This is a genomic window from Photobacterium gaetbulicola (genome assembly GCF_003025515.1).
GTDB lineage: Bacteria > Pseudomonadota > Gammaproteobacteria > Enterobacterales > Vibrionaceae > Photobacterium > Photobacterium gaetbulicola.
Map to the genome: position 1 here is coordinate 21,282 of NZ_PYME01000018.1, position 14,030 is coordinate 35,311.

Sequence of the window (14,030 nt, forward strand, 5' to 3'; positions counted from 1 at the left end):
GAAAAGCATCGTGAGAAATAAAACCGGAGCAATATCTCGATAGGAAAAAGGAATGTGCAAGGAATTATACCCAAGGCACGCGTCGTCACTTGGGTATACATATTATGGTTATCGATTGTACATTTATGCAATTAAGAGTTTAAGACTTAATTCTCTATCAATCTTGCCTAATTCTGCTTATTTGTCTGATTGATACTTAGCGATAAGGCGAAACCTAGCTTGATTGTTATACATTAACATGCTGATTGTAATATACAGGTAGGAAACACTGTGAATATCACTGAAATATCTGCGGAGCAGACATTGCCGATTCGGCATCAGGTGTTGTGGCCCCATGAGAGTATCGAGTTCTGTCGTGTGCCGGATGACGCCGACGGGCTGCATTATGGGGTATATACGGACGGGCGGTTGGTGTGTGTGGCTTCGGTGTTTGTTTCGGGGGAGCAGGCCAGGCTGCGAAAATTTGCCACCTTACCCCAATACCAGGGCAAGGGGATTGGGAGTGCGGTCATTGAGGCTGTACTGACCGAGCTCAAGGGGCGAGGGGTACGTTATTTTTGGTGTGATGCCCGCAAATCAGCTGGCGGTTTTTACCAGCGCTTCGGGATGGAGCCGGAAGGCGAGCGGTTTTACAAAGGCGACGTTCCCTATTTCAAGATGGCAATGGCATTGACATAATAACGACCTTGCACACATGTTACCGGTAACTCAGCGTCCCACACTCATAATCTCAACAGTATGCTTAGCGAAGCTAAGATTGGGGCCGCACGGAATATAAAGACAATTGTAGGAAGAACAATGAAACAAAGTCAGCAACTGAATCTCGAATTTACTCCACTGGTAGAGCAGGGCTTTGCCCTTGCCGAATGTCCCCGCTGGGATTGGCGCCAGCAGGCTTGGTGCTGGGTCAATATACCTGAGGGGGAGTTATGGCGACTGAAAGGCGGCATGGCAGAAGTCCGCCGCTGGGATGACATGTTAGGCTGTGCCGCCATGTGGGGGGAGAGTGGGTTCGTTCTGGGTACCAAGTCAGGGGTGTATCTGCTGGAAAGCTGGGAGGCTGAGCGCCAGCAAATCGTGCCTCTGGAAAAAACGCACCCGAGAATGCGATTCAACGATGGCCGTGCTGCGCCTGGGGGCCGTTTTATGGCCGGTACCCGCAACGGTGCCAAAGAGGGCGATCAGGGCCAGTTTTATCAATTGATGGCGGGCGGCCAGCTGGAGAAGATGCCGATGTTCGCCTGGACCTGCAATGGTTTGGCATTTTCGCCGTGCGGTAACATTCTGTATTGGGCAGATACCGGCTCCAGCTTGGTGTACCGCGCCGACTACCATCCGGCAACGGGCGAGTATGGAGAAAGCCGCGTTTTCTGTGATCTGACCGGTTTCGCAGGCCGCCCAGACGGTGCCTGTGTCGACAGCGAGGGCGCATACTGGGTGGCGATGTACAGCGGTCAATCCGTGGTGCGGATCGGCGCCGATGGCGAGGTTACGCATGTGATCCCGGTTCCTGTGGACAACCCAACCATGGTCGCCCTTGGGGGGGAGAAAGGTAACCAACTCGTGATCACCAGTGCCGAAAGTAGCAAGGGCCCGGGACGGGTGCTAACCACGCAAGTGGACTGGCAGGGTATCGAAGAGCCCCTCGTAACAGTACTCTAACTTTTTGTGTTGGGGCGCACTTATTCCGCAATGAGGCAGTTACGCCCCTTTTCTTTAGCCTTATACAGGCAGTTGTCGGCGCGATGGATCAGCGAGTGGATATCACTCTCGGCATGGGTGATTCCGAGGCTAATGGTGTACTTGATGGTGTTACCGAGGATCGTCAGTTCGGATTGGGCGATCTCCTCGATCAAACGGTTTAGCCTCTGGATGAAAATGTCCGGTGCATTGCCGTAAAGGATGCAGAACTCTTCCCCGCCAAAACGGGCAACCAAGGCATCAGGGAAATAGATCTGCAGGGTGTTTGCCAGTTCGATCAGTACCATGTCTCCGATATGGTGACCATAGCTGTCGTTGAGCTGCTTAAAATTGTCGATATCCAGCAGGGCCAGACAGCGTGGTCCCGTGTTTTTTTTCACCAGTTGATGGTTGAAAAAGTAGCGACGGTTCCACGCCTGAGTCAGATAATCACGGTTGGCCAAAAGGTAGAGATTACGCTCGGAGTCAAGAATATTGAGCGTACTGTGTAAGCGGCAATAGAACTCTTCCTGGTTGAACGGCTTTTTCAGAAAATCATTGGCTCCGGCCTTGAGAAACTTTGCGGTTAGCGCGGGCTCTTCGCTGGCTGAGAGGCCAATAACAGCAAGCTGTCCGGGGCGAAAGCGTTTTCGGAGCTCTTTGATCAAGCTGACGCCGTCCCGTTCCGGCATCGAGTAATCGGTGATGACCAGAGAAATCGACTTATTCGAGTTGATCATTTCCAGGGCCTGTTCACCGCTGCGGGCTTCCAGAACGGTCAGGTACTGTCTTTCCAACAGGCTGCGGATGTACTTGCGGGCAGTGATGGAGTCATCAACCACCAAGGCGGTATGGTCGTGGTTGCGTTCCAGGCGCTGGAGGATCGGAATCATGCTGCTAATGCAGGTCGGGCTATCTTTGGGAATATAGTCAATGACCGTCTTCGCCAGTACTTTTTCGCGGGTCATCTCATCCATTAAGGCCGTCAAAACAATGACTTTTATCCCTACGGATAGACAAACATCTATTATTTCTCCGTCTTGGCCGTCTGGCAGGCAGTAGTCTAGAATGGCACAGAGAAAGTCAGTACTATTGTCTAAAACAGCTTCGGCTTCTGCGATGGAGTTGGCAAGTACCGGGGTATAACCTGCTTGTCGCAGCTCACTTTCAATGACTCGTCGAAATGGACGGCTATCTTCGACGACCAATATTTTCTGTTCCATCACTCTAAACCTGTAGCTGTCTATTATTATCTTTGTCTATAAGGCGCCGTATTATGGGCTATTTTATATTGAGATACAATTAACACATTCTCTTGAGCTGAGAAGAACATTTGTTTGTCTGTTAGAGGGCTGGTTTGGGCTTTCTGAATATCATACAAAATTGAAAGTGTTGAAAGGCATTATTCTCAAGGTTGATTCATGATGTTCTTTCTTGATGTTATCTCACTGATGTTAAATTAGGTTTTTGTCAGTGTGCTTGTACCATGAATGTGGTTGTTCTGACGGTGAATTTGTAAGTTCAATCTTGAAGAATTGGTTAGTATGGTTATTTAGCTGGCAGTGACAGCAACGCGTGCTAACAGCAAAAAATAAATTAATTGGGCTACCAGTCATTATTTAGTTCTGTTATCTTTTTTCAAGTAATAAATTGGTAACTTATTTTTCATTACAGCGATGATACCTTTGAATGGTTAATTACCTCGAGTGGTAGGAGAGTCTTTGATGGACAATTACACGTGGTGTAATTGCCCATGGGAAATTTAATTATTCAGCTTGGCTGTAATGCTCGAGAATAGCCGTGATTTCTTTGATCCGGCGGCAGAAGCTGTCCTTAGAGGCTCGTTCCAATTCGGTATGATCGCCATCACCGAAAGGGCCGAATCCATCCAATGTTGGGACGCCGGCACCCGCCATAATATTGGCGTCGCTGACTCCTCCGCGCTGCTCTGTTTTTAGAGAATAGCCCAGGATGGTTGCAAAGTTATCAAGTAGGGCTTGCTGTTTTGGTGAAGGGGTCATGACATCACGCTGTAAGCCGCCTTCTATCGTTGCAGTCACGCCTTCTACGCCGTGCTGGTGGATCAGTTCGGGGATCGTAGTTAGCACGCGCTCTTGCTCCTTGAGGTGGGTAAATCGTGCTTCAACCATTAATTCAGCTCCGGGAGATATCGTATTGGTACTGATCCCGCCTTTGATTTTGCCTACATTGACCGTTGTTCCTTGTTCGACGCGTGTTAATGCATCTAACGCAATCAGCAGCTTGGCAGCGGCGAGGTTGGCATTCTTGCCGAGATGGTAGTTGTTACCAGCATGGGCCGCTATCCCAGTGAGTTCGATACGATAAGTCGCTACACCTTTTCGGCCAGTCACAACTTCGTGCTCTGGACCGGCGGCTTCGAAATCGATACAGGCATCGTAATGGTGGGCGAGTTGACGGGTGACAAACTTGCTGTCATCACTGCCGGTCTCCTCATCGCTGACCAGCAGGACATCGATATTGCGGATTTGACCATGGGTTTGGTAAAGATTTCGCAGGGCACTCAAGGCGACAAAATTGCCCCCTTTCATGTCGCACGTACCAGGACCGTACACCCACTCCTCATCTTCTCGGAAGTGTTCAAAAATCCCCGGAGGGAATACGGTGTCCAGGTGGCCAAGTAATAACACTCTGGAAGCGTTGTTTTGCTGTGGTGTGGTGAACAATAGGTGATTTCCCACCTTTTCCCGATGAAAAACCTCAACATTGAAGCCAAGTGGTTTTAACCACTTTTGCATGGTCATACCACTTAGATCTACGCCATCTTTATTTCCTGTCCAGGAGTTTATTTCGACAATTGTTTTTAAGTCAGTGAAATCGATAGTTTCCATAATTTGATTCCTTGCACAAGATGAGTGTTTTTTCTGTGCGGTTTGAATAAAAGTTCCACATGGCTCACTGTTACCACACATATGCAACATTATGATGTCAAACTATATTACTATCCTGTTGGTTTTACTCACAATGCCATAGCGGCATATTTTAGAACTGCTCACAAAAGGAGTGACACATGGCTAGGCACCGGGTCGGTTTATGGATGTATGAAAATTGTGGAGGTAAGGAAATAGAGCAAAAGATCGTCAAGAAGCTGCGAGAGCGTGAAATTGATGCCCTAACTGGGCTGAATTTGGCTCAAGCGACCGCCTTTGACGGCAATATTGTATGCAACGGGCAGCAACTCAACGAACTCGACCTGTTTTTTTCGTATAACGCAGGGCAGCAGACGCCATATCAGGTGTACCTCTATCAGGTGCTTAACTCGATGATGCCAATGATCAACAACTATCAATCATTTGCGCTAACCGAAGATAAATTCCGCACCGCCCATGTGCTGAAAACGAACGGCATTACAACGACTGACTATGTGATTTGCAATAAACATAACTTGGAGCAGGTAAGAGCACATATGCAGTTCTGGGGTGGCAAGGCGATTTGTAAGCCAGTCGACGGCTGGGGCGGCAATGGCATTATCAAGCTAGAAAGCGAGCGTGATCTGGATTTGCTGATGCCGTTTATCCATCACCAACAGGCACCGCAGTTCTATATCGAGCGGGTTATCGAGAATGATTTCTCTGATTACCGTATCGACATTGTCGATAACAAATTTGTTGCCTGTTACGGACGCAAAGCAGCTCCCGGCAGCTGGAAGACCAACGTCACCAGCGGTGGCAGTGTGATTAAGCGAGAGCCAGTGCCCGAAGTGGTCGAGCTGGCTTTGAAGGCGGCAAAAGTAACCGGCCTGGAAGTGGCCGGAGTCGACATTATCTATGATGTCGAACACCAGCGCTATGTGGTGATTGAGGTCAATGGTATTCCTGCGTTTGCCACGCCAGACCAAGAAGCGTTCGGGCTGGATTTCAATGACACCAAGATAGATTTCTTGGTCGACCTCATTGACCGCACCGTCACCAAAGACAGCAAAGCGCCAGCCAAAGGCTTTATTCCCTCACTGTCTGAAGCACTGATCAAACCTAATTTGCTTACCGAGGAAGCTGCAGTATGAACACCCTGACCCAAGCTCGTCCCAGAATTGGCCTGTTGTACCTAGATCATGTACTGCGCTTCTTCAACCGCTCTAACTTCAGGGGTTGGCCGGACAAAATCGAACAGGTCACTTACCACTGGGGTAATGATAAAGACCGTTTTGTTGCTGAGGTGAAACGCAAGAAAATCGATGTGTTGATCGGCAATATTCCCGCTACCGCCTACGAGACTTTCCGTGAAATTGCCCGTGAACTGCCAGATGTACGCTTCCTGCCGTCGCTCGATAGCCAGTTCAGCAACAAATCCAAGGAAAACGTGACCCATTTTTGTGAGAAATACGATTTGCCCATCCCGCGAACCCGTATTTTTTATGCTGTCGATGAGGCGTTGGCGTTTCTGGCAAATACCGATTACCCGAAAATCGTCAAGCGCTCTTATGGCCCCTCTAACTACGGCGGTTATTTTGTCCATAAGGTGGATAGCGCCGATGAAGCATTGCGTTTGTTCTCGGAAAAACGTTATTACCCGGCTTATATTCAAGATTTCGTACCAATGAAGGCGGATATCCGGGTGATGCTGGTTGGCCACCAGCCGGTTTGTGCATTCTGGCGTCGCCCGCCGGAAGGTGAGTGGCTGACCAACACCAGTCAGGGCGGCAGTATGGATTATCAGGCGGTACCGGATGGCGTGCTTGAATTGGCGGTGAAAGCCTCCAAGGCGGCCAATGCGGAATACTGGGCCTGTGATATTGCGGTAAGCATGGAAGATGACTACACCATCTTGGAGTGTGCGACCGCTTTTGCTGCCTTCCCGTATATCCGTGACTGGATTGGCCTGTACCTGATGTGGCTGCTGGCACCGCAAGATTTCCGCAAGCCGTATTTTGCCCACCGTAACTGGGAAGAGCTCGGCAAGATTGACTCGTCGCTGCTTCGTACCATGCGTTATATCACCTTTGGCCAAGCAGACTATTCAACTGATACCGGGGAGTACGCCCCTGCTGATGAGCGCTATCGCCTGCAGGAAACGAGCTACCAGCGTGAGGAAGAGTGGCCGAGTGAGGCATGGAATTTTCAGGGTAATACTGCTTACAAAGTGATAGCTGCAACTTGCGAGCCGGTTGTGAATGTGAGCCAGATTATGGAGCAGGAAGCAGACACCGGTATCGAGCAGCGGGAAGAGGTGGCTAATGCCCCTTTGCATCATGCCGTGGCTGAGAAAAAAACGCCTAGCGAAGAAGAGTTGCTGGCGTTTTTCCTCCGGGTAAAAAGTGTCGGCAAAACCTTGGCCACTGATATCGTGACAACGTTAGGGGCCGAGGAGACGGTACGGTTACTCGATCACCAACCAGAAATTTTGCTGCAGTTCAGGAACCTCAAGCACAAGAAGTTAGCCATAATCATGGATGCATGGCGTGAGCATGGCGCTCATGAGCCGTATCGCTTTGACGAGGCGGTCGAATGAAGAAACAGTATATCTCTTACCAGGACATGATGGATTTCCTGGCAGGTGCGATGGCGAAATATCCGGATTTGATCCGCTTGCAGAGTATTGGTGATACCCATGAAGGCCGGCCCATCATGATGGTCACCATGTCGCAAGATGTGGCCTATGCGGATCTGAAACCGGCTTTGCTCTATACCGGTACTATTCACGCCCGGGAGTGGATCGGTATCGAGCTGGCGGTCAGTTTTGTCCAGTATCTGTTGGATAATTATCCGTCCAATCCGGATGTGGTGGAGGCACTGACCCGCAATACCCTTTACATGGTGCCCTGTCTCAACCCCGATGGCTTTGAGTACTCCCGTAAGCATTTCTCGTTTTGGCGCAAGAACCGCCGTGATAATGGTGACGGGACGTTCGGGGTCGATCTCAATCGTAATTTTGGTATCAATTTCCGCCAGTCGACCCAGACCAACTCCAATATCTACGGCGGGCCGGGGCCGTTTTCCGAGCCAGAAACGCAGGCGATCAAGCAGTTTGTCGAAAGCCGTGACAATATCTGCGTGGCGCTGGACTACCATTCGCAGGGCAATGTGTTTTTCCCGGCCCATAAGTTCAACCACGAAGCGGAAATTGAAGGGACGGATCTGAATATCCTCTGCGCCAATATGGCGCGGGAGATCTACAAGGTCACCAACCGCCAGTACGGTATCCATCGTGGTAAGCCGCCGGCGAACCTGATCCACGGCAGCGGGCGGGAGTATTACTACGACAGGGGGATCCTCTCGACCGTGGTCGAAGTGGGGAGCCGGAACATTCCGGATTATTTGATCAACATGTCGCAAAGCGTCGATGAAAATATCCCAGCTCTGCTCTATGCCCTCAGAACGACGATCGATTACTCAAAGCTGGCACCGAGCCGGCCGGAGAGCTTTTCAATCAAGGAGATCACCGCCAATACGGTGGAAATGGTCTGGGAGCCGGGTGCCGAAGATGAAGGTTGCTATTACCAGATCTACCGCAGTGAAACCCCCAAGGCGCCCTGTACCCGGGATAACCTGATCGCGATAACTTCGCAACTGCGCTATACCGACAAGCAACTCAAATCAGGCCGTCGCTATTTCTACAACCTGCGCAAAGTGAACCGGGTGACCCGGATCAAGTCACCGTTTGCCCCGGAGCTGAAAATCAAAACCTTGCTTGAACGCGATGAGTTTGCGTTCACCCTGTTCCCGGGCCCGGAAAAAATCGGTTATGTCGGTGAGCTGACCCGCACTAGCAATGCCGAGCACTTTGGTCATAACTCACTGTTTATCGGGGTGAACAAGACCAAGGGGATCTGCTACGGTGTGATCGACTATGACATGAGCCGGTTGCCAGCCGATGCCAAGATCAAGGATGCGCTGTTCTCGCTCTATCCGATGAACCGGGTCGGGGCGAAAATCGAAAACTACGGCGAATGGTCAGTCTCGATCCTCAACCCGGATGAGATCAGTGATATTACCGACTTCGACCAGATCCACAATGCAACGCCTATCCAGACCTTGGGGGATGCCATTGACTCGGATCAGCTGACTCAGGGGATCTGGAAGAGCTGGCATTTCAGTGCGCTGGAGAAAGAACTGATAGAGCAACAGCTTGAAAAGGGACGTTTGCTGTTGCGGCTTCAGGGGCCGGTCAGTTTGCCGGTGGGTAATGACTCACAGTTGATGCAGTTCGATATCGGTTACGGCCGTTTCGGCGGCGGGATCCATTACCGGCCCAGCCTGGATCTGATCTATCAGCGCAAGCCATTTCAGCTGGCGGTTGGTGCCAGCGCCTACCATACCGTGACATCCGAGGCGGTGGCGTTCGGTAAGCTGCAAAGTGGCTACGATGCCAACGGAGAGCGTATCTACGGGGTGGTGGATTTCACCTTGCCGAGAATGTCCGAGCAGAGTGATGTGGTTTTTACCGACGCCTACTTTGTGCTGGAAAGCGCGTCGCTGACGGGGATTAACCAGCCGATGCGCTTCTTGGTGGAAATGGTTGATCTCGATGCGCCTGATTTTGAGCAATTGGCTACCGGTGAGCCGATAGAGTTTATCGGCTACGAAGTCAGCAGCGAAGGGTTGGCCAAAACAGCCCGCCAGACATTCATGTTCGATAGTTCTGCCCGTCAATACCTTGAGGATTGCTATGATCAGAGTCGGGCGGTGAAGCTGGTGATCAAGGCCACTTCGGCGTCCAGGCAGCAGGATGCTGTGGTGGAGTGGAAGACCGCGTCGAACGACGGCACCATGTCGACCCAGTTGGTGGTGGAGTATATCGAGCGTCGCAAGCAGCCACTCGATGCGCCGGAAAATTTCCAGGCCAGCCTGGAAGGAGGCATGGTCAAACTGACGTGGGATCCCCCTTCAGACAGCGATTGGGTAGGAGCCTACGTGGTACGCAACAGTTTCCATCCTCCGCGCTCACCGTTTGATGGCGTTAAGCTGTATGCCGGCAAGGACGGTTATACTTTCGATAAGTTCGGCAATGCTAACCTGGCCAAATACTACTCGGTGTTCAATTACGATAACGTGCCGAACTACTCGGCGCCTGCGGTACTCAAGTTCAGCTCAGATGAAGTGACCCCGATTGAGTTCGATGAGTTCGAAGCCCAGGACGAGATCGAACAGCGCTACCGTCAGGGAGACTGATTGATGGGCCGGCAATGGCTGATATGAAAAAGCCGCCAGCGTGATGACTCACACTGGCGGCTTGCTTTTAGGGCAATATGTTCAGGCTAAATAGCCAATAGGTCTTTTTAACTCTGTCCCTGCCAAATCAGTTCACACTGTTGGCTGCCGTCTTTGGCAATCGGCTTTTCGACCAACCAGCGTAGCGGCGAAACGACCGGGCTGGTGGTGAAACGCACCGAGGTTTCCAGGATGGCCGATAGCGGTACCGAAAAATCGAAGTCCTCAAACTTGCCGAAGACTTCCACCGGTGTCTGCAGGCTGAAGATCTGGGCACGTTTCGACTGTGGCCGCAGATAGAGGGCAAAGTCGCGGTTGGCATAGCTGGCATCGAACTGACCATTGACCTGGATGCGGGTGGTATCGAGCAGCAAGTCGCGCTGACGCATGGTGCCTTGCTGGATATCTAATCCGGCAGCCACGCAGTTGAGCACAGAAGGATCATTGCTGGTGAAGTTCGGAATGATCGCATCGGTCAGGCTGACCGCCCACAGGTCGATCAGGTCCGACTCAAATTCCTGCGGCCAGGCGGCAAAGCCGATAAACCCGTTGGCGTTGTTCATCAGGCTATCTGGCGAATTGGCCAGGCTGGTCAGGTTGAACTGGGTGGAGATATTGCCGTGCATGCCGCTGTCAGGTGCCAGGCGGCGGGCCAAGACCCCGTAGTCGAAGTTCTCGACATGGCCACTGAGCTGGATATCGAACATCTCGCCCTTGGCCTTGATCTCGCTGGCCATTTCGATATTCCCGCCCGGCAGTTGGACGGTCATCGGCTTGAGGGTGAAGACTCCGTCTTGCAGTGCCCAGTACAATTGACCGGCACCTAACCAATCTTCGCCAGAGCGAACCTCATCGACATCCAACGAGAAGTTGGCGTTGAGCATCTCCAGGCCGTCGGTACTGATCAGGGCTGTATTCTGTTTTTCGTCAGTGTTCGGTGTCGAACCATCGGCGTTAGCGCCCTCGGTACTTTCATTTTCCCAGGCCTGCCAGTCACCGACCTTGAAGTCGTCAAGCTGGATGAAAGGTGCACGCAAAGCCAGTTCGAGGCGCGGGCGAAGCTCCGCCTTGATTGGCGGCAGCCAAGCCCCTTTCCCCGTTAGCTGGCTGTTGTTGACCTGTACCGTCATATCATTGAGGTGATAGCCCCTGGCGTCCATCGACAGGCTGGCGGCCAGCTTGACGGGTCCGTAAGGCGGCAAATCGATATCGCTGAAGGCTTCGAGCCGGTCGAGATTAGGGGTAAAGGCCTCGAAGGTGAGGTTGAGCGCCTGCGGATCGATCGGCAGGCTCAGATGGGAGCTGGCATCAAAGCGCATGTCGCCCAAACTGGCTGCCAGTGTAACCGGCAACGTATTTCGGCCGTCATTGGCTTCCTTGAGGGAAAGCGATGACAGCTTGAAGGATGCCGCTTTGCCTGCCGCCATACCGTTGATAGTCAGGCGGGTTGCGGTGTCAGGCCCGGTTACAAACCGCCCTTGGTCCAACTGGACTGCCAGCGCTTTGCCGGTGTAGCTGTCGGCAAGATTGGCATGGCCGCCGATCAGAGTTGCATCGACTTCTGTGTGCTCCATCAGCTCCAGGATAGTACGGCCCGACAGGGAGACCGCTAGCTTGGCTCGGTCCAGACGCATATCAAAATCATCGGTGACATCGAATCGGCTCAGGATAGCCCCGATATCCGGCTGGTTGACCGCAAGGTTGAGGTCGGCTTCGATATTGGCGGCGTTGACACCCAGGCTCAGGTCACCTTGGTAGGCGCTGCCTGCAAAACGTGCACTGATCGGCGCTTGGGTCATTTTGCCGTCACGGATTTTGCCGCTGAATGACAACTTGTCTAGCTGCTGATCTGCCCATTTCAGTTTGTCGGCACGGAAGTTCAGATCGGCGTCGGCAATGACCAGATCGCTGCCCAGTAGCGGCACGTCCAAGTTCACCCCCTGGGTCGGTACGGTTTGCTCGACCTGTGGCAGTTCGTCATCGTTGATGAATTGGCCGAACTGGGTGAAATCCAGTTGCGAGAACCGGGCATCCATCACCAGGAACGGGCGCTGTTGGTCCGGTTGCCAACGCAGCGTGACATCGCCGTAGCTTTCCAGTAGCGCCAGATCGGGCATGGCCAGATCAATCCAGCCGTTCTGGTAGCTGAGCTTGCCATCGATATGGATGGTGCCGGAGATATTGGTCTGGGTTCCCAGCCATGGATTGAGCAGGCTGGCATCGTCGCTGTTGACCTTGAGATCGAACCAGCTGCCTTCTTCCCAGCGGGTATGTTTCAGGAGTCCCTCGGCGGTGACGGTGATGGCCGGAGAGTCGAAAGTCAGGGTGGTTGGCCAATCGCGGCCCATCATAATATCTTGCAGGGTACCGGCCTGGGCCTGGATGTGGGCCGGGATGCCCATCAACTGGCCCTGAATGTCGGACTGGAACGGGCGGCTGATGCCGGCATTGAGCCTGGCTTGGTCAATGCTGAAGCTCGCTTCGCTGCCCCACTTAACCAATGCCTTGTCGATGGCAAGGGAAAGCTCGGCGCGCTCCAGCCATTCACTGAGCTTGGTACCGTTGGTGGTCACCGCGAGCTCGGCACGATCCAGATGGCCTCGGGAGTAGGGAATTCCGGTGATCCAGCGCGCCATTTCACCCAAGGGGGATTGTTCGGCCCCCAACCGGATATCCAGGTTGGACACCCAACCAGTGGCATCCAGTGACGCTTGGCCGCGGAATGGAACCTCGGCAATATCGGCGGTCATCGGGGCTGCCAGTATCCCGGCTTTGCCGTTTATCGATAGCGACAGGTTCTCAACCGGTGTTCCCAGCCCTTTGATCTCATCAATTGAAAGATCGACCCGGGTGGTGGTTTTCTCCAGCCATTGCTCGAGGGCTCGTTGCAGCGGCGATTGCTGGGGGGCTGCGGAAAAAGCCCGCATCATAGGCTGGGGCTCGGGCTGCAGCCAGGGACGCAGGTCGATCAGCGGAATGTTCAGCTCGCCATTAATGACATTGTGAGCGCCGAGTTCGATATTCAGGTACCCGGCCCCGTGGGTGATCGGGCTGTCGATAACCAGATCGCTGATCTTGATGTTACTGGCAGAGGCGTTGAGGTGAGTTGATACCGTCAGCGGCGCAACGTGCTTCACATCCAACCCGAACAGGGCTTCGATAGGGCCGGTATCCTGCCACTGCAGGCTGATATCGGCACTCAGGATATCAGCGGCGTCGGCATCGATATTCAGTTCGGCACCGGCAAAGGAGCCTCTCGCTTTGACCTTGCCGGTCTGCTGGTTGATCAGTTGCTCCAGATCGCCGGTGAGCTGGATATCATAAGGCTGGCCTATCATCGCTCCCTTGGCCGTAAACTCCCACTCGTTACCGGGTTGGCTGAGGCTGAGGGAATCGAGGTACCAGTCGAAGAACTGCCCCTGGCTTTGGTCTTCGAACATGACCGATAAGTTGCTGGCAATGATACGGTCGGTGATGGCGAGCTGCAGGGCTCCGCTTTTTCCGCTGTTCGCTTCTTGGCTAGCGGGCTCTGGCTGCGGGCTCTGAGCCGATCCCAGCAACCAGTTGGCTTTTCCGTCATGGGTTTTGGCCAAGTGCAGATTGATGCTGTCGAGCTCAAGGTAGTCGACTGCCAGTGTGCCCCTAAGCAGCGGCAGCACCGCGATTTTAGCGTTGATTTTGCCTGAGCTTAGCATTGGTCGCCATTCGAAGGCCTCGATGTTGTCGATATGAACCCCTTCGAGGTGAACCTCGGGACGGAATGACAGGACCAGCCCCATCTCCCCGTCAATGCGGGTTTCCCGCTCGAGGTTGGCGGTCAGCCACTGGTTTATATCGTCTCGGTAGGGTGTCAGGTCAAGCTTCACACCTACCGCGAGGGCGGCGGTAAGAATGGCTGTGGGCGTGAGCAGGCCAAGGCCAACCCACTTACTGATTTTCTTCAGGGGGGATTTTACCGCTTTTGTCGGTGCCGCTGGGTTTGTTGGTGGTGCCGGCTGCTTATTGGCAGCATGGTTGTTATTTTCTGGGCGCATAATGATTGCTGGAAGGCGAAGGACAAACAAAAGGTATCGGCAAACTATCGCCGCTACCGCAATTTTGGATATTGTTTTATTAGTGGTTGTAACCTTACCATGAAATGGGTTTAGGAGGCATTAGCGGCGG

General features: G+C 52.8%; 8 protein-coding genes. 5 read left to right on the plus strand and 3 right to left on the minus strand.

The window, feature by feature from the left end:
• Positions 1–270 precede the first annotated feature (270 nt).
• Entirely contained in the window at positions 271–678 is a 408-nt protein-coding gene (locus C9J03_RS16160; protein ID WP_044620585.1) for a GNAT family N-acetyltransferase, read from the plus strand.
• Positions 679–798: 120 nt separating this feature from the next.
• Entirely contained in the window at positions 799–1,662 is an 864-nt protein-coding gene (locus C9J03_RS16165; RefSeq protein ID WP_044620586.1) for an SMP-30/gluconolactonase/LRE family protein, read from the plus strand.
• Positions 1,663–1,682: 20 nt separating this feature from the next.
• Here C9J03_RS16165 and C9J03_RS16170 read toward each other — a convergent pair whose 3' ends face one another.
• Both C9J03_RS16170 and C9J03_RS16175 read right to left on the minus strand, forming a co-directional pair.
• Positions 1,683–2,903: a response regulator gene (locus C9J03_RS16170; protein WP_044620587.1), complete on the minus strand. Its 1,221-nt coding sequence runs from the start codon at positions 2,901–2,903 to the stop codon at positions 1,683–1,685.
• A 543-nt stretch (positions 2,904–3,446) separates the two neighbouring features.
• Positions 3,447–4,550 carry a M20 family metallopeptidase gene (locus C9J03_RS16175; RefSeq protein ID WP_044620588.1) on the minus strand — a complete coding sequence of 368 codons (1,104 nt, stop codon included), beginning with the start codon at positions 4,548–4,550 and terminating at the stop codon, positions 3,447–3,449.
• 179 nt (positions 4,551–4,729) lie between these two features.
• Here C9J03_RS16175 and C9J03_RS16180 point away from each other — a divergent pair, with 179 nt between their 5' ends.
• From C9J03_RS16180 to C9J03_RS16190, 3 genes are read left to right on the plus strand one after another with little or no spacing between them, the layout of a single operon-like run.
• Positions 4,730–5,722 (plus strand): ATP-grasp domain-containing protein, encoded by a 993-nt coding sequence (locus C9J03_RS16180; protein WP_044620589.1) that lies wholly within the window; start codon positions 4,730–4,732, stop codon positions 5,720–5,722.
• A complete protein-coding gene (locus C9J03_RS16185; protein WP_044620590.1) occupies positions 5,719–7,167 on the plus strand; it encodes an ATP-grasp domain-containing protein in 1,449 nt (482 codons plus the stop codon). The genes C9J03_RS16180 and C9J03_RS16185 overlap by 4 nt, the downstream gene beginning before the upstream one ends.
• Positions 7,164–9,827: a M14 family zinc carboxypeptidase gene (locus C9J03_RS16190; protein ID WP_044620591.1), complete on the plus strand. Its 2,664-nt coding sequence runs from the start codon at positions 7,164–7,166 to the stop codon at positions 9,825–9,827. The genes C9J03_RS16185 and C9J03_RS16190 overlap by 4 nt, the downstream gene beginning before the upstream one ends.
• 107 nt (positions 9,828–9,934) lie before the next feature.
• On the opposite strand, the gene C9J03_RS16195 is transcribed toward C9J03_RS16190, so the two are convergent.
• A complete protein-coding gene (locus C9J03_RS16195; protein WP_082060425.1) occupies positions 9,935–13,900 on the minus strand; it encodes an AsmA family protein in 3,966 nt (1,321 codons plus the stop codon).
• Positions 13,901–14,030: the final 130 nt, after the last annotated feature.